11 protein-coding genes and 2 tRNA genes are annotated in these 16,907 nt (G+C 50.5%); 6 read left to right on the top strand and 7 right to left on the bottom strand.

Annotated features, from left to right (window positions below):
- Window positions 1-125: 125 nt before the first annotated feature.
- The 7 genes from ACYVJM_RS22265 to ACYVJM_RS22235 all read right to left on the bottom strand — a co-directional run bounded on the left by ACYVJM_RS22265 (window position 126) and on the right by ACYVJM_RS22235 (window position 10,350).
- A tRNA-His gene (locus ACYVJM_RS22265) sits at window positions 126-201 on the bottom strand.
- A 114-nt stretch (window positions 202-315) separates the two neighbouring features.
- Window positions 316-930 (bottom strand): superoxide dismutase, encoded by a 615-nt coding sequence (locus tag ACYVJM_RS22260; protein ID WP_461150433.1) that lies wholly within the window; start codon window positions 928-930, stop codon window positions 316-318.
- Window positions 931-986: 56 nt separating this feature from the next.
- Entirely contained in the window at window positions 987-1,421 is a 435-nt protein-coding gene (locus tag ACYVJM_RS22255; RefSeq protein WP_461150432.1) for a nucleoside deaminase, read from the bottom strand.
- 82 nt (window positions 1,422-1,503) lie between these two features.
- The gene (locus tag ACYVJM_RS22250) at window positions 1,504-5,187 is read right to left on the bottom strand and encodes an Ig-like domain-containing protein (RefSeq protein WP_461150431.1); all 3,684 of its coding nucleotides are present in this window, start codon (window positions 5,185-5,187) and stop codon (window positions 1,504-1,506) included.
- Between the two features lie 288 nt (window positions 5,188-5,475).
- On the bottom strand, window positions 5,476-8,559 hold the full coding sequence (locus ACYVJM_RS22245) for a glycoside hydrolase family 3 N-terminal domain-containing protein (protein WP_461150430.1): 3,084 nt from the start codon (window positions 8,557-8,559) through the stop codon (window positions 5,476-5,478).
- Window positions 8,560-9,103: 544 nt separating this feature from the next.
- Complete coding sequence (locus ACYVJM_RS22240) at window positions 9,104-9,349, bottom strand: hypothetical protein (RefSeq protein ID WP_461150429.1); 246 nt, start codon at window positions 9,347-9,349, stop codon at window positions 9,104-9,106.
- A gap of 176 nt (window positions 9,350-9,525) precedes the next feature.
- Entirely contained in the window at window positions 9,526-10,350 is an 825-nt protein-coding gene (locus ACYVJM_RS22235; protein WP_461150428.1) for a T9SS type A sorting domain-containing protein, read from the bottom strand.
- 178 nt (window positions 10,351-10,528) lie between these two features.
- Between ACYVJM_RS22235 and ACYVJM_RS22230 the strand changes: the two genes are divergently transcribed.
- The 6 genes from ACYVJM_RS22230 to ACYVJM_RS22205 all read left to right on the top strand — a co-directional run bounded on the left by ACYVJM_RS22230 (window position 10,529) and on the right by ACYVJM_RS22205 (window position 16,789).
- The gene (locus ACYVJM_RS22230; protein ID WP_461150427.1) at window positions 10,529-12,481 is read left to right on the top strand and encodes a sensor histidine kinase; all 1,953 of its coding nucleotides are present in this window, start codon (window positions 10,529-10,531) and stop codon (window positions 12,479-12,481) included.
- Between the two features lie 80 nt (window positions 12,482-12,561).
- Window positions 12,562-13,272 carry a response regulator transcription factor gene (locus ACYVJM_RS22225; protein ID WP_461150426.1) on the top strand — a complete coding sequence of 237 codons (711 nt, stop codon included), beginning with the start codon at window positions 12,562-12,564 and terminating at the stop codon, window positions 13,270-13,272.
- A 36-nt stretch (window positions 13,273-13,308) separates the two neighbouring features.
- Window positions 13,309-14,289 carry a porphobilinogen synthase gene (gene hemB / locus ACYVJM_RS22220; RefSeq protein WP_461150425.1) on the top strand — a complete coding sequence of 327 codons (981 nt, stop codon included), beginning with the start codon at window positions 13,309-13,311 and terminating at the stop codon, window positions 14,287-14,289.
- 90 nt (window positions 14,290-14,379) lie between these two features.
- A complete protein-coding gene (locus ACYVJM_RS22215) occupies window positions 14,380-15,102 on the top strand; it encodes an SGNH/GDSL hydrolase family protein (RefSeq protein WP_461150424.1) in 723 nt (240 codons plus the stop codon).
- 180 nt (window positions 15,103-15,282) lie between these two features.
- Window positions 15,283-16,620, top strand: a complete 1,338-nt coding sequence (locus ACYVJM_RS22210; RefSeq protein ID WP_461150423.1) for a dihydroorotase — start codon at window positions 15,283-15,285, stop codon at window positions 16,618-16,620.
- Window positions 16,621-16,705: 85 nt separating this feature from the next.
- Window positions 16,706-16,789, top strand: a tRNA-Leu gene (locus tag ACYVJM_RS22205).
- Window positions 16,790-16,907 lie beyond the last annotated feature (118 nt).

Raw genomic sequence — 16,907 nt, 5'->3', positions numbered from 1 at the left:
TTTAGTAGACAGAGACAGTTGCCATTGCAAATGAGCGTTCAGGGAAATAGAGACGGGTGGAGCGTATTCATTCAGACTGGTCATAAACAACAAAAGGCCTTGACGAAATCAAGGCCTTTTAAGTAGGGTGAAAGACGGGGCTCGAACCCGCGACCTCCGGAACCACAATCCGGCGCTCTAACCAACTGAGCTACAATCACCATTTTTGAGAGTACAAAAGTAACGATGATTTGTGAATTATGAGTTATAAATGACAATTTTTTTGCGGTCGAAACACGAAAAAACCGTCATTTATAACCCATACAAATTCACTTATTACGCCTGTTTACCCTGTTGGTACCGTTTTTCGGCAGCATTCCAGTCAACGACGTTAAAGTAAGCCGCAATGTAGTCGGGCCGGCGGTTCTGGTATTTCAGGTAGTAGGCATGTTCCCAAACGTCAAGACCGATAATCGGGAAACCCTTCACTTCGGCGATGTCCATTAGCGGGTTGTCCTGATTTGGCGACGATGTGATCGCCAGTTGACCTTCGGGCGTAACGATTAACCATGCCCAGCCTGAACCAAAACGGGTGGTTGCTGCTTTGGTGAACTCCTCTTTGAAGGCGTCGAACGAGCCAAACTTCTGATCGATGGCTTCGGCCAGGGTATCGGTTGGCTGACCGCCACCGCTGCCCGAGATTGTATTCCAGAACAAGGTGTGGTTGTAGTGACCACCTCCATTATTACGAACCGCAACGGGTGCTGAACTTACAGAAGCCAGGAGGTCTTCAATGGATTTGTTTTCCATTTCGGTGCCTGCAATGGCGTTATTGAGATTCGTCACGTAAGCATTGTGGTGCTTTCCGTGGTGAATTTCCATGGTTTGCTTATCGATATTCGGTTCGAGCGAATCGCTTGGGTAAGGAAGTGGGTCTAATACAAATGCCATTTTACTAATCAGTTAGATGGAAGAACAATCGGTTGAAGTAACAACCCTATTTCGAATTATGTTCTTAAGCGTGTAAAAAACTTAGCGAGCAAAGCCTGACTTTCTTCGGCAAGTACGTCTGTTTCAACCCGGGTTTTCGGGTGTAACAAGTTGGTTTCAACGCGGCTGTACCCCCGCTTGGTATCCGCGGCTCCTACCACGAGTCGGCCGAGTTGCGCCCAGAATAACGCACCGGCACACATGACACAGGGTTCCAGTGTTACGTACAGGGTGCAGTCTGGCAGATATTTACTGCCCAGGTATTGCGTGGCCGCTGTAATTGCCATAATCTCGGCATGGGCTGTTACATCCTTTAACTGTTCCGTCTGGTTGCGCGCTTTGGCAATAATTCGGTTCCGACAAACAACGATGGCTCCTACGGGAATCTCGCCGTTATCGGCGGCTTCTTCCGCCAGCGTCAGGGCTATACCCATGAAGTACTCGTCGTTCATTCCGTATAAAAGATAATTGCTGGCTGGTTGTTGATTCGTTGGAAACAGGAATCAACAACCAGCCAGCAACGAGCGGTTTGGGTTACTGTTTTAATACTTTTCGGGCTGTCTCCCGGTCGCCAACCCGGATACGCAGAATGTATAATCCGCTTGGTTGCCCACTTAAATCCAGTTCATTCATCTGGCCTCGGGTTGTGTGCTGCAGAACGGGCTGCCCGCGTTGATCGGTCAGGGATATAACTGCAGGATCACGAGTGAGGGGCAGATTAAGTTCAACAATAAGCTTGGTAACAGTTGGTACGGGATACGCCTTGACCAGCGGATCGAGCGAGTTATCATCAACACCCAGCAGCGGTAGTACCGAGATTGTTGCCGTACCCGAAACGGGGCCATTGCCACAACTGTTGCTTACGCTTGTGAGTCGATAAGCGGTGGTTCGGGCCGGACGAGCCTCCACAATGAACGGACTGGTGCTTGCTGTTATTGGATAGGTACGCAGGCTGTCGGCGTAGATGGCATCCCAGGGACCATCGCCCCCGAAGGTGATCGTTAGATTAGCCGGTGAGCCCTCGTAAATATTCTGCGATCCGGTCAGCGTAGCGCTTGCCAGAGAACGTACCGTCAGCAGCGTAGGGCTGTTGGCTCCTGTAATACCAATTTCCGGATTGTCGGCTTTTACCCGTACATAATACTGTCCGCTTGCCAGTGTAATCGGAATCGGACCAGTAACCGGCGAACTGCCTGCTGAACTCTGGAAGGTAAACTTTTTTGATGTGTCGGCTACACTGGCCACTTCAATCCGAAAGGCGTTACCCGGATTAAATTCGCCGGTTGTTGTAAATGGAACCGATAGTGTCGTGCCTGCACACAAAGTCGTCGTGGTCAATGAACTGGTCGATACCGTTGGTACCCGAACGGTAATGGTGGCCGTTGTGCCGGGTAATCCTACTCCGCATCCATTACTAACGCTGATAATCTGATACGTTGTATTGCCGCGTGGTAATACGGAGATCGTGGTATCGCTCTTCGTCTGGCCGGAGTACCCTTCGGTTAAGCTGTAGCTGTACGGACCGGCACCTGTGAACTTAAGTTGTAAAGGCGCTCGCTGGCCGAGGTTAACATTCGAAACCGGTGCTGCCAGGGCGAGTGTTGGGGGAGTATTGACAATGACCCGAATGGTTGCCCGGGCACTGGCGCATCCATAGTTAGCTACCTGATAAACATAAAACGGGTCGCCACCGGGCTGTACGTTCTTATTCAACGTGGAGGGGACTGGCGCATTAACGCTCACATTACCCGCCGGGTCAACCCATCGTAGCTGGGCACCGGTTTCGTTGATGCTAGCTTCCAGTGGAACTGCCTTGTCATTAACGCAGTAGGAAACAACTGGCTTAAGCACGGTAGGAAGAGCCGGCGTTAATATGGATACCTCCAACTGCGCTGCTGTACTTGTACAACCATTTACCGTTTGGGTAACCAGGAACACCTGAGTGCCTGCCTTTTCAATAGAAGGGATTGGCGCGCTGGAAAACAGGTTTCCATCACTGAGCGACCATTTCAGCTCCGATCCATTCGCTGTTAACGGTGGTACGTTTTGTTCGATCTGGTCGATTTGCTTCTGGCAGTAAACAAGTGACTTAACACCGGGCGGGGCGGGTAAGGGTTTAATCGTTACCGTAAGGATTGCCTTGGTCTTGCTTTCACAGCCATCAACCGTTTGCGTAGCCTTATATACCTGGTTGCCAACGGTGCCGGTAGGCGGCTCCGGCGCTTTTGAAAGCGGACTGTCAGATGCATCAAACCATTTTATGTTTGTTCCAATGGCGGTTAACGGTTGTGTGGCCGCGTTATTGCAAAGACCGACTGGACTTACACCGGGTGCTCCCGGCGTCGTTTTAACCTTGACGGTAATGGTAGCCCGGCCCGAAGTCGTGCCTAAGCCCGATTCGCAGCCGTTTAATGTCTGGCTTACGTAATATGTATAGGTTTTATCAACTGTATTGGGAACCGTAGGTGGATCATCTGTTCTCGTACCTCCCGAATCACTTTCACCATACCAGTTTAATTTAGCTCCACTAACAGCCGTTGCACTGAGCGGCAGCGCATCATAGTTTTGACAAAAGCTAATATCCTTCGTGGTGGGCCGGTCCGGCGTATCTTTTACTTGCACAGGAATTGTCTGCACATTGCTTATACAGCCATTTTGCGTCTGGGCAACGTAGTAATTTCTGGTGCCAATGAATAAAGCTCCCGTTTCCGGTCTGGATGCAGTTCCGCTGGGCGTGCTGGTGGAATCCAGGCCGAACCAGTTTAAGGTACCGGCAGCGGTGGCTGTTAACGGATCGGCCGTCTGCCCTTCGCAATATACTTTGGGCGTTGGAAACGTAGGCCGATCAGGGACTTTATTTACCGTTACGGTTATGGATGCCGTGGTACTTGTACAGCCGGTACTGTATTGTTGATTAGCGTAGTAGGTAATTTGTCCGGTCGCATTGGTTGGTGGCGAGGGCGCGCCTGTGAGCGCAGTACCACTGGCGTTGAACCAGTTCAACGTAGCACCGGGACTGGCATTGGCCACCAGGCTATGGCTGTCCCTGTTCTGGCAGAAAGTACCGGGGTCCTGAATCGTGGGCACGGGAGGTACTGGGTTTATGATGACAGAAATAGCTGTTCTGGGTGAGCTTTGGCAATTCCCGACTTTCGAAATCTGGGTTACATAGTAGGTTGCACTTTGCGTGTTGCTGACGGTCGGAGCGGTTAAGGTTGAGGTGCCGCCTGATGACGAGTTACCCCACCAGCGTAACTCATAATCGCTGGCATTGGTTACCGTTGCCGTTAACGAACCAATCGGCGAACCTGAGCAAACGGGGCTTGGCCCTTTCACAATGGGCTCAGGTGGTGTTTTGATAATGGTAACGGAAATAGCCGCCCGACTTGTACCGACACAGCCTTCGCTGGTTTTCTGGCCAACGTAGTACGTGTTACTGGTCTGACTGTCAGGCCGGGGCGCCGTTGCCGATGAGGTGCCACCGGTTGAAGCAGTACCCCACCATAAGAGCGTATTACTACCCGTAGGCGTAGCTGTCAGCAGATCTGTTGTAACGCCCTGACAGTAGGATGGACCCGGTGATGGCACTGAAGGGGCCGCCGGAAGCGGTATCACTTTAAAGTCAACCGATGTACGATCACTTTCACAGCCAAACGCGTTGGTTTGACTAACATAATAAATCGCGTTACTCGAAGGCTGGGGCGTGCTTGCCAGCCTGCTGCCCCCCGAAGAGGCCGTATACCAGTTTAGCTGGGTACCACCATCACTCAGGGTAGCGGTTAGTGGCTGTGGCGAGTCACCGCTGCACAACGTTTGTGGGGATGGAGCCGCTGGGGCATCCGGCTTGCTAACCGTTAGTTTTGCTGTACTGGTTGATGCGCCGGTCAGCGAACTCGAGGGCGTAACGCGAAAAACATAGTTTGTTCCTTTTGTCAGTGTTCCGGGCAGAGTAACCTGAGAAGACCCTGTTACTCTACCTGTAAAAGGTCCAAAGTTGGTAGGGAACGTAGTGCCCGAGGGGTCGGATAAAGAGATCGTGAATGTATTGCCAGCAGCCAGCGTACCACTCACTACGTACGTAACCGTTACCGCGCTTCCTGGACAAACAGTTGATGGAGAAAAAGTGACACTGGTTATCGTCTGTGCCAGACTTTTGTTAGTTAGCCCGGCAATACACAAGCAGGCAAGTAAACAGGAGTAGAATATACGTCCCTTCATAAACAGAAAAGTGAATCATTTAGACCCCTAAAGTTAGTGTATTTATGGACTACTTAACGATTCTGATGAATCGCGGGACAAGGGGTATTAATCCTACTATTCATTTAAATAAGGAAATTTGCCGTATACGATTTAGGCGTTTTGTAAAGATAAAATGAGTCGTATTCAATAAATAGGCATATACAGGTACATATGTCAACAAAAAACCACTCCCAGGGGAGAGTGGTTTACTGGCCCGAATGGGGCATTTGTTGTGCGAAGTATGTTTGAAATAAAAACTAAAATCAGTTATTGAATGGCACTATAAATAACTTCGTGGATGCGTCGGCGAAGCTTTGTTGTGTTAATGGAATTGTTTCCGGCAGTTGGGTAAATACGGTTCGATAGGAAAATGAATATCAACTCCTGATCGGGGTCAACCCAAACAACGTTGCCTGTGAAACCCGTATGGCCGAATGAGCGGGCCGAAGCCTGCTGCGCCATATACACACTGCTGGCACTTTCAGGATTGGGTTTGTCCCAGCCGAGGGCGCGGTGACTGCGACTGCTCAGGGTCTGGGTAAAATAAGGTACCGTCATTGGCTGAAAAATCCGCTCGTCGCCATACACGCCTTTTTGTAAGTTCATCTGTAGGAGCGTAGCTATGTCGCGGGCATTGCCAAACAGTCCGGCATGACCGGAAATCCCGCCCTGTACGGCTGCCATCTGGTCGTGCACGGTACCCACCAGAAGCTGATTTCGGTAATAGGTGTCCTGTTCGGTGGGTGCACACTGCGGGTTGGACAACCGCTGCAAAGGCGTAAACCCAAGCTGGTGGAGCCCCAGCGGTTTGTACACGTTTTCGGTAACGAACTTATCCAGCGGCTGCTTGCTAACCCGTTCAACGATCTTCTGTAGCATCAGGAAGTTCAAGTCGCTGTACACGAACGCTGGTTTTCCCGATTCGTCTGTCTTGCGCGACATGGGCGATTGGACCACCCACTTCCAGACCGAATCTTTCAGGGCGGGTACCCCCCAGAGCGTTGGTGCAATCTGAAGCGTGTGCAGACTATCGCGAACGGCGCCGTAATATTCTGCTTTCAGCCCCCCGCCGGGTAAGCGGGTGCGGTCCCAGGTAGTTGGGTAGAAAGAAACCATGCCAGACTGGTGCCAGAGCAGATCCTGAAGTGTAATATTCTGCTTGTTGGTGTTGCGCAATTCCGGCAGATATAAGGAAGCTTTCTGCGTGAGGTCAATTTGTTTGCGGTCGTATAACACCATGACCGATTGTAACGTAGCCAGCACTTTGGTCAGTGAGGCCAGGTCATACAGGGTTTCGTCGGTCACTTTCTCGGCACCGGCCGCGTAAGTTAAGGCACCGAAGTTTTTGCTGTAGACAACTTTCCCTTTCCGGGCAACCAGAATTTCGCAGCCGGGCACGACATGGTTTTTAACTGCCCCCTGCGCAATGGCGTCAATCTGGTTGAGGACCGTCGTTTTCATGCCAACGCTCTCCGGCGAACCCGTCGATAGTCGTCCTTCCGGGTTGAGTGTATGGCCAAGACCCACTTTTAAATCACCAATCGAAACGGGAAGCATTCCCTTGGCACCCAGCCCACCAAACAGCACTTGCGGAACCACCCGCTCCATGTCTTCAAGCTCCTGGTAGGCGCAAACCAGGGCGTCTGCTGCCGAAAACTGGGGTAAGCTATAAGGCGATCCAAAGGCCGTTACGATGACGTTTTTCCCTTGTTGCTTTAACCGGTTAATTAAGTCGAGGGAAGGTTTCGTAATTCCGTATTTCCGAAGTCCGGACTCACTCATCCGGTGAAAACTAACCAAAACGGTGTTGGCTTCGCTCAACTGAGCAACGATATGAGAAAGGTCTGCTTCCGAAACGGGCTTTTCGGGATAAGCCAGCGTCTGGAAAGGCGCATATTGATTCAGGGTTTTCTGAAACACATTCCCCGGCTCGGCCCCAATGGCTACGGACGCCAGTTTCAGTGTATCCAACTGTTTCAATGGCAATAGGCCTTTTTTGTTGTCGATAACCGTTACGGATTGTTCGCAGAGTTCCTGTTTTAGCAGCTGTGCTTCGGGAGAGTTAAGTTCTGCTGACAGACCCGCCAGATTAATGGGTTTGTAATGGTGAAGGCCAACCCAGTACTTGGCCCGAAGGATTTTCTTAACCTTTTCGTCGATGAACTCCTGCGTAATGACTCCCTGCTGAATGGCGTTCAGGATGTTCACCGTTGCCTCCCGAACATTTTCGGGATAGAGCAAAATGTCATTGCCCGCCATCAGCGCCCGCAGATTGACATCCATTGCCTTCGGCGACCGGCTGATGCCGCCCATGTTCATCGCATCGGTAAACACCAGCCCTCGAAAGCCCAGCTCTTTTTTGAGCAGTTCGGTAACGATTTTTTCGGATAAGGTTGCCGCCAGCGCGGGGGTATTGTCCATCACCGGTACGTGCAGATGGCCCGTTACAACGCCCATCAGACTGTCGGCAATGAGCTTGCGGAAGGGGTACAAATCAATGTCCCGCATCTGCTCCGACGACCGGCTGACAGTTGGCAGCGTGTGGTGCGAATCGGCGTTGGTATCGCCGTGGCCCGGGAAATGCTTGGCGGTCGCAATGACGTGCGTCTGCTGCAATCCCCGCATATAAGCCGAGGCTTTCAGAGCTACATTTTCCTTGGACTCCCCAAAGGAGCGAACCCCAATAACCGGATTGGCCGGGTTGCTGTTGATGTCGGATACCGGTGCAAAATTGATATGAATACCCAGCCGCTGGCACTGCCGACCAATTTCGGCACCCATTCGATAAATCAGCTCGTTGTTCCGAATCGCCCCCAGCGACATTTGCTTGGGGAAGTTCATCGTACTGTCCAGTCGCATACCCAGGCCCCATTCGCCATCAATGCCAATGAGCAGCGGTACCTTAGACGCTGCCTGGTAGCGGTTTGTCAGAATAGCCTGCCGATAAGGCCCGCCCTGGAAGAAGATCAAGCCACCAATGTGGTTTGTCTGGATGAGGTGTTCAATGTACTGGTAATGGTTGTCGTGGCGGTTCGAAAAAGTTGCCACCATGAAGAACTGACCAATTTTCTGTTCGGGGGTAAGCGAATGAAAGACACTGTCCACCCAATGCTGGCCGCTGTCAGACATGGTGAATACCTCAACCGGACTCGCATCCGGCCCAAATTTGTATGAAGGAATAACAGCCTTAGGAACAACGGCTACGGGCCGTTTGACTATCATTCGGTGCGCTTTTTTAGAGGCAATTCTCGCCCATATGTTACGCCCCGGCTTCGTGAAGCCGAGAGCAGTAAGCAAACTGACGAGCAGGAGGCCGACGAGTAAAATTGGTCTTAAAACAATGTTCCGCATGGGCACTCAGTAAGTAAATAATGACAGTCAGCTGGCGGCAGTTAGAGGCCAAACCATAAAAATAGCCAATGACTATCGTAAACCATAGATAATCGATGAATTGTCTAATTTTTTAACGAAATATTATAGGATAATAGTTTGTTGTACTAGATTAATACAATATTAAATGTATAAGCAGGATTTTATTTAGTCCAGTAAATGAGTCGATTAACAGCCCTATTTTTGAAAAAATAAGCACAAACGCAAAGTCGGCTCGCTGGAAGAATTTGCCGTTGGAAATGCCTCTGAAAATTGGCTGAAAATGGGGCTGCAACAAGCTCATCAGCTAGCCTACAGAAAGAACAAAATGAAGCGGAAAGAGGAGAAATGAAAAAAGCCCAATGATGGGCAAGGCAAGGACAGCTGGTGCCTGGCTGACAACGAATTGAGACAGGGAAAAAACAGATAAACTACGGTGGCCGCCTTACTGAACTGCTTGAAAAGCGGAGGATGCATGAGTAGTTTCAGGACATGAACCTGATAGACAGACAGGGCTGAACGGGAATCAGTAGGGACGGGTTGGCCGTACCTGTGTGAGCGCAGCGATCAGGCGCTCGCTGATGATTAGTTTTGTTGTTTGAACCGTCTGCTGCCAGCAGGTCGAAGCAGTTTCTTTGTGCCTGGCTGCCGACACGGATGACTTCGCCCGCATCTGCTTCCGGGCTGCAAACATATTGTGTGGATGCCCCATGCCAAACGACTGTCCGCTGATGCCCACGAGTAAAATGCCGATGACGAGAAGAGTTTTCATGACCTTTGGTTTCTAATAACAATACAAAGATATGGGTTTAGTTTGGTATCTTGCAATACATAGTACTATATTTTTGAAAAATATTTTTTGAATCGTGGTGTCGGATCCTGGAACGCCAGCCCCGTCAGACCCGACACCACGGCACTTCACTTACTCCACTAAGTCCACGTACACCACTAGTCCACAATGACCCGCTTCACCGCACCGTCTTCATTCTGGGTAACGGTAATAAAATAAGCGCCCTGTGCCTTTTTGCCCAGATCGATCTGCCCGACAAATTCGCCGGAGAAATCTTTAATATCCCGACGCGCTACTTCTTTCCCCTTTGGGTTAGTCACAATAATACTCACATCGCCTTTGGCAGGGGCTGTAAATCGGACGTTCAACTGGTCGCGATCCGGATTGTTGGGGAAGGCATCCAGCCCACGAATGGTAGACGGTTTACCGCCAACATTCCGGGCCCAGTCTTCAAACGGACGAACCAACTGCCGATCGAAATCACGGGGGATCGTTAGTTTTAACCGGTTAAGCTGATCGGCTAAAGAATCTGTTCCGCGCCGGAATTCATACCGCCAGGTCTGGTTGTTCCAGAAATCCTGATCGTTCCGGGGCCCTCTGTTCCGTTGGGCATACGCATCGGCTGGTGTGCGTCGTTTGTTAGGCGTAACCCGCTCGCGTGTAACGACACGGTCACCAGCGCCATCTTCGATAATAATGGTCATCTGGCGTTTGCCGCCATCGGTACGGGTCGCTTTCAGGGAGTCGACCAGTTTCATGACCAGCTTATCCCGATCCGGGTCTGTCATTCCATCCATCCGGTAGGTACGTTCAATTTCACGCACCTCACCGCCGTTACGCTCGATGATGCGGACGTTCACTTCTCCTTTCTCTGGTTTCTGAGTTGGGCCGGTCTGCTTCTGAGCAAGGGCATTCCCGCTAAACACAACGGCCAGCAACAGGGCCGATGCGAACTGGTACCCGGCAAATACTGTTTTTTTCATGGTAAAAATGAGTTGCAAACGAAAGAACGATAGGTTGCTAAACTGATTGATACAGGGCTTGTTAAAGTTTGTTAACGAGCCAATGTGTAGCGGGGCCGGTTCGTACTTTTACTAAACCTTGAGCCCACTTCCCAATAGATGATAAAGTTGGTTAAAGGTTGCATGAGCGAGTAAAAAAATGTCGAAACAACGCATACGCTGGATTGTCGCATTGATGGCCATTGGTCTTTTAGGGCTGGTGGGGCTGCAATTGTACTGGATCAGCAGCGCCTTACAGCTACAAAAAGAACAGTTTGCCTACAAAGTGACGGACGCCCTGCAGGAGGTTGTCCGGGCACTGGAGCGCCAGGAGGTTTATTACCAGACAAATCAACGCGTTAAGGCCCGCCAACAGCAGGACCGCCTGATGGCCATTGCCAAGAAAGAAGGCCGGGCGGTGCCTAAGGTAACTGGTGAGCCCGTCGGCGGACCTTCAAAAACCACACCCCTCGTCAAAACCAAACGTGCCCGGCAAGCATCAACAGACCAATTGGCGGCCCGGTATGGTTTGCCGCCCGGAATGACGGCTGCCGGAACGATGGTTGTTCAGTCTGATGTGTTACACCCAATCGTTCGGCCGCTCTCGGCGGAACAGATGGTGGTGGTTGAAGAGTTTTTTCGGCAGCAGGATGAACTAATGGCTGTAGGCGACTGGCAGGCTCAACTAGCCCAGCAGCAACAGTTTGACCAGTGGGTCGAAAATGTACTCAACACCGAATTAACCCGTATCAATAATCAGATGGGGCATCAGGCCGGGCAGGACTCATCGGTTCGGGCGGCCAAAAACCGGCTGCGTCGGGCCGCGCAACAGCGAAAAACACAGTCGGGCAATGGGGTTGCCACGTTAAAGCCCGGTTTGCCCACCCGTCCCGCCAGCGTAAGTCAGAACCGGGCCGAGGAACAGTCGCACAGGATTAAAGACGTGTTGAAAGGCCTTCTGATGTCGGATCGCCCGATCGAAGAACGCATCAATCGGCTGGCACTCGATACATTGCTACGGCAGTCGCTGTCCGAACGAGGCATCGATATTCCGTTTGCCTACGCCGTTCGAACTCGCCAGCACCCTCAATTTCTATTTACGTCTCTTGGTATTGATGCACAGCAGTTTGATAAAAATGGCTATAAAGCAGCTCTTTTTCCAATTAACCTGATGGAAAGAGGCAACTATGTCTACGTTTATTTTCCGACCCAGCAGCAGTTTATTCTGAGTCGGCTGGGTTTCACCTTTGGGGCATCGGTCGTGCTGATTCTCGTTATTCTGGCTTGTTTTTACATTGCGATCAGTACAATCGTTCAGCAGAAAAAGCTGGCCGACATCAAGAACGACTTTATCAATAACATGACTCACGAGTTCAAAACGCCAATTTCGACAATCTCGCTGGCGGTTGAGATGGCGCAGGAACAGATGAACGCGGGGAAGGGCACCTGGGCCAACGAACCAACGCCCGGCCCCCTGGGCGACGAACTGACGGGGCGTTTATCGCGGTATATGGGTATCATTCGGGACGAAACCCGGCGGCTGGGCTCGCACGTCGAGAAGGTGCTGCAAATGGCATTGCTGGATCGGGGCGAAATCAAGCTCAATCTGTCGTCCGTGAATGTGCACGACGTCATCGAAAAAGTGCTGAACAACGTAGGGCTTCAAATCGAGCAGCGAGGGGGCGAAGTGGACCTGCATTTCGATGCCGACCGTGAAGTGGTAGAAGCGGATGAACTGCACCTGACCAACATTATTTATAATCTTCTCGATAATGCGCTGAAATACTCGCCCGAGAGTCCGCACATCACCATCAGCACACGAAGTTTGCCCGATGTATCGGCGGTGCCCGGCGCAGCCGCCACGCTTCCGGGAGTAAGCATTACCGTCGCTGATCGGGGGATGGGCATGACGAAAGAGCAGACTAACCGAATTTTTGAGAAATTTTACCGGGTACCCACCGGCAACCGGCACGATGTAAAAGGATTTGGTTTGGGACTCAGCTATGTAAAGAAAATGGTCGATGAACACCACGGCCAGATCATGGTCGACAGCCAGCCCGGCAAAGGCAGTTCATTCGAAGTCATTATACCCTATAAACAAGAAATAGTGTGAAGTAAGGGAATAAGTGGTGTAGTAAAAACAAATTCGCGGACCTGCTTCACTCGTTCTCCACTCCACCAATCACTAAACTTATGCCAACGATTTTGCTTGTTGAAGACGATCCGAACCTGGGTCAGTTAGTGCAGGAATACCTGACGATGAAAGGCTATCCAACCGACCGGGCAACCGACGGTAATCAGGGCTTGCAATTATTCATGGCGGGTAAGTATGACCTCTGTATTTTCGACGTGATGATGCCCAAGAAGGACGGATTTACGCTGGCAAAGGAAGTGCGTATGGACCATCGTGATGTACCCATCATTTTCCTGACGGCCAAATCCATGCAGGAGGATACTATTCAGGGGTTTAAGGCCGGGGCCGACGATTACATGACAAAACCCTTCAGCATGGAGGAACTGCTGCTCAGGATTCAGGCAATCCTGCGCCGATACCAGCGCTCCACCGAATCGGCCGAGCCTACTACGTACCGGATTGGCTCGTTTTCGTTCGATTACCCCCACCAGTTGCTCTCCCGAACCACGGACGATGCCTCACTTAATGATCAGGAATTGGCCCCGCAGAAACTAACCAGTAAGGAATCGGAGTTATTAAAACTGCTGGCACAAAACCTGAATCAACCGGTCAGTCGTAGTTTTGCCCTGAAAATGGTTTGGGGGGATGATTCGTACTTCAACGCCCGAAGCATGGATGTGTACGTGACAAAACTGCGCAAGTACCTCCGGGAAGACCCCGCAGTTCAGCTCGTGAATGTGCATGGCGAAGGATTTAAATTAATCGTGTAGTGAGTAGCACACTTACTCCACCAACTTCAAAGCCAAATGAACCTAATACGTCGTCCGCGTCGGAACCGCCAATCGGCTGTTATTCGCGACATGGTGCAGGAAACGCGCCTGTCGGTCACTGATTTTATACTACCGGTCTTCATCATGGAAGGCCAGAATGTTCGCTCGGAAGTATCGTCCATGCCAGGCATCTATCGGTATTCGCTCGATTTGCTGCTCAATGAAATACAGGAGTGCGTCGACCTTGGTGTTAAAACATTCGATCTGTTTCCTAACCTTCCCGAGTCCCGAAAAGATAAATACGCTACGGAAAGCTACAACCCCGACGGCCTGTACCCAACCGCCATTCGGGCTATTAAAGAGCGTTTCCCCGAAGTGGTGATTATGACCGACGTAGCTATGGACCCTTACAGCTCCGATGGGCACGATGGTATTGTTGAGAACGGAAAAATCCTGAATGATCCAACGCTCGAAGTTCTGGGCAAAATGGCACTGGCACAGGCACAGGCAGGTGCCAACATCATTGGTCCGTCGGATATGATGGATGGGCGTGTGGGTTACCTGCGTCAGGTGCTGGACGAAGGTGGATTCCACGAGGTTGCCATCATGTCGTATGCGGCTAAGTACGCTAGTGCCTTTTATGGACCCTTTCGCGATGCGCTGGATTCGGCTCCCAAGTTTGGCGACAAAAAGACGTACCAAATGAACCCCGCCAATAGTCGGGAGGCCCTTATCGAGGCCCAGCTCGACTTTGAGGAAGGGGCCGATTTTCTGATGGTGAAACCGGCTCTGGCTTATCTTGATATTATCAAACTGCTGAATGATAATTTCCATCTGCCCATTGCAGCTTACAACGTGAGCGGTGAATACGCCATGATTAAGGCAGCCGCGCAAAATGGCTGGCTCGATGGTGAGCGCGCCATGATTGAGTCGCTGATGGCCATCAAGCGGGCGGGAGCAAATGTTATCTTGACGTACTTTGCCAAGGAAGCGGCCCGTTTGTTAAAAAATAGTTAAATGAAGAAATTATCATTAGGTATTTTTGCTTAAGTGAATGCATAGTTGATTAGATTTGTAGGGAATATGTTCACCCTCTGTTTGTCAACTATGCAAAAAAATTTACTTCTGTTAGTTTTAGTAGCTTTTCTTTCAAACTGTACCCAAACCACCGTATCACCCGTTGCTGTTGATACAACAACCGTAGATAAAAGCGGAACCAGGAAGCCATATACGGAAACAATCGTTATCCTTGGTTCATCTACTGCCGAAGGTTGGGGCGCTTCAGAGTATAGAAATTCGTGGGCAGGATTACTCACCAAACGATTTTCAATTGGCCGTGTTGTAAACCTTGCCAAAGGAGGCTACAACAGCTATCAGATTTTACCCACACATTCCAGTCATCCAGCCAATCGGCCAGCTGCAGATACCCTTCGTAATCTGACGGCTGCGCTTAAGGAAAAACCAACGACACTGATCATCAGCATTACCACAAATGATGTGTTATTTGGATATGGCGTTGATGAGATCATCACAAATTTTAATATAGTGAGGAACAAAGCGTTGGCTGCCGGGGTAGCCCGTGTGCTCATTACAACCCCCATTCCCCGTAAATTAAATGCCGCAGCCACAGCAAAATACCTTCTTCAACGCGACCTGGTTCTAAAAAATTACGGCACATCGGCTGTCAATATTTTCGATCCTGTAGCAAACTCAGAGAATTTATTTAAGTCGGAACTGCTTTGTGGTGACGGTATTCACCCGAATGATAAAGGGCATAAAGTAATCTACGAGCAGATTAAGAAAGTGTTGCTCATGAACCTGTTACGATAAGTAGCTGTCAAAGTCCGTCGCAGGGGCGTTAGATCTATCAACTCTACTAATAAATCTACTTTGTTACTAAGTTTGCAACGGGATACGTCAACCGCGCGGGCCAGACACAAAGAAGATACTGAAGTGTGTGGCATGTAAAGCAGGCGAACAAAACTTCACAATTGAATAGAGTCTTCTGATATGAGTCAATTATTGATACGAAACGCCAGATTAGTAAACGAAAACAGAATTATTGACACTGATGTTTTAATAAATGATGGATTTATAACTAAGCTTGGTTCTGGCTTATCAGATGCTCATGCTGATAAAATCATTGACGCTGATGGCAACTACCTGCTGCCCGGTGTCATTGACGATCAAGTGCATTTCCGGGAGCCCGGTTTGACACACAAAGCCACAATCGGGTCGGAAGCCCGGGCAGCTGTGGCGGGGGGGGTGACCAGCTTTATGGAAATGCCTAACACTGTTCCAAATGCCCTGACGCAGGAACTTCTCGCACAGAAATACGCCATTGCAGCCAATACCTCATTGGCCAATTACTCGTTTTTTATGGGCGCTTCGAACGACAACCTCGACGAAGTACTGCGAACCAACACCGCCGATGTGTGTGGTATCAAAGTATTCATGGGTTCATCGACGGGGAATATGCTCGTCGATAATGAACAGGTGCTGGATCAATTGTTCAAAGAAAGTCCGATGCTTATTGCCACTCACTGTGAAGACGAGGCCACGGTTCGGACTAATTTGGCCCACTACAAAGCAGAGTATGGCGATCACGCAACCGCCGGTCTGCATCCGCTGATCCGGAACGAAGAGGCTTGCCTGCGGTCGTCATCCATGGCGGTTGAGCTGGCAAAACGACACAACACCCGCCTGCACATCCTGCACATCTCAACTGCCGACGAACTGGCGCTGTTTAGAAACGACATACCGCTGACCGAAAAGCGCATAACGGCCGAAGTATGCGTGCATCACCTTTGGTTCGACAGCGAAGACTACGCTACGCTGGGCAATCAGATCAAGTGCAATCCCGCCATCAAAGCCCCGTACCATAAAAAGGCCTTACTAGCCGGGCTTCTGGACGACCGGCTCGACATCATTGCAACCGACCACGCGCCCCACACCTGGGCTGAAAAGCAACAGCATTACTGGCAGGCGCCGGCGGGTTTGCCGCTGGTACAGCATCCACTACTGCTCATGCTTGATTTTGTAAAGCAGGGTAAGCTATCCATCGAAACCATGGTCCGCAAAATGAGTCACGCTCCCGCCGACTGTTTTCAGATCGACCGGCGTGGCTATGTTCGTGAAGGCTACTGGGCCGATCTGGTTCTGGTCGATCCGGCCCGGCCGATGACGGTTTCGAAGGAAAACATTCTGTATCAATGCGGATGGTCGCCGTTAGAGGGCCATACCTTTGAGGCAAGCGTAACCCATACGATTGTTTCGGGCAGGCTCGTGTATGAAAACGGCCGCTTCGTAACCGATCAGCCCGGCGAACGAATGCTGTTTGTACGGTAGGGTAGAAAAAAATTTAGACAAAATCCTTGTGCAATCGGGTTTGTACGCCTTATCTTTGCACTCCCAACACGGGGAAAGCGTACCTGCCGAAGTGGTGAAATTGGTAGACACGCACGTTTCAGGGGCGTGTGTCTTTACGGACATGCGAGTTCGAGTCTCGCCTTCGGCACATTATCAACGGTCTGTAAATTTAAAATTTACAGACCGTTTTTTGTTTTAGGGCCTTTGGTGCAAAACTGTGTTGCAAAAAGAGTTGAGTAAGGTTGAGGTAAAAAGTGCTCGTGCGA

This window comes from Spirosoma pulveris (genome assembly GCF_054781875.1).
The sequence above is the reverse complement of the archived record's forward strand: the minus strand, read 5'-3'. Positions and strand labels throughout refer to the sequence as shown.

What these genes read in the sequence shown, in the direction of transcription:
- ACYVJM_RS22215 (WP_461150424.1), top strand. Translation starts at nt 14,380, where the DNA reads ATGCAAAAAAATTTACTTCTGTTAGTTTTAGTAGCTTTTCTTTCAAAC.
- hemB (WP_461150425.1), top strand. Translation starts at nt 13,309, where the DNA reads ATGAACCTAATACGTCGTCCGCGTCGGAACCGCCAATCGGCTGTTATT.
- ACYVJM_RS22245 (WP_461150430.1), bottom strand. Translation starts at nt 8,559, where the DNA reads ATGCGGAACATTGTTTTAAGACCAATTTTACTCGTCGGCCTCCTGCTC.
- ACYVJM_RS22250 (WP_461150431.1), bottom strand. Translation starts at nt 5,187, where the DNA reads ATGAAGGGACGTATATTCTACTCCTGTTTACTTGCCTGCTTGTGTATT.
- ACYVJM_RS22255 (WP_461150432.1), bottom strand. Translation starts at nt 1,421, where the DNA reads ATGAACGACGAGTACTTCATGGGTATAGCCCTGACGCTGGCGGAAGAA.
- ACYVJM_RS22240 (WP_461150429.1), bottom strand. Translation starts at nt 9,349, where the DNA reads ATGAAAACTCTTCTCGTCATCGGCATTTTACTCGTGGGCATCAGCGGA.
- ACYVJM_RS22225 (WP_461150426.1), top strand. Translation starts at nt 12,562, where the DNA reads ATGCCAACGATTTTGCTTGTTGAAGACGATCCGAACCTGGGTCAGTTA.
- ACYVJM_RS22260 (WP_461150433.1), bottom strand. Translation starts at nt 930, where the DNA reads ATGGCATTTGTATTAGACCCACTTCCTTACCCAAGCGATTCGCTCGAA.
- ACYVJM_RS22230 (WP_461150427.1), top strand. Translation starts at nt 10,529, where the DNA reads ATGTCGAAACAACGCATACGCTGGATTGTCGCATTGATGGCCATTGGT.
- ACYVJM_RS22210 (WP_461150423.1), top strand. Translation starts at nt 15,283, where the DNA reads ATGAGTCAATTATTGATACGAAACGCCAGATTAGTAAACGAAAACAGA.
- ACYVJM_RS22235 (WP_461150428.1), bottom strand. Translation starts at nt 10,350, where the DNA reads ATGAAAAAAACAGTATTTGCCGGGTACCAGTTCGCATCGGCCCTGTTG.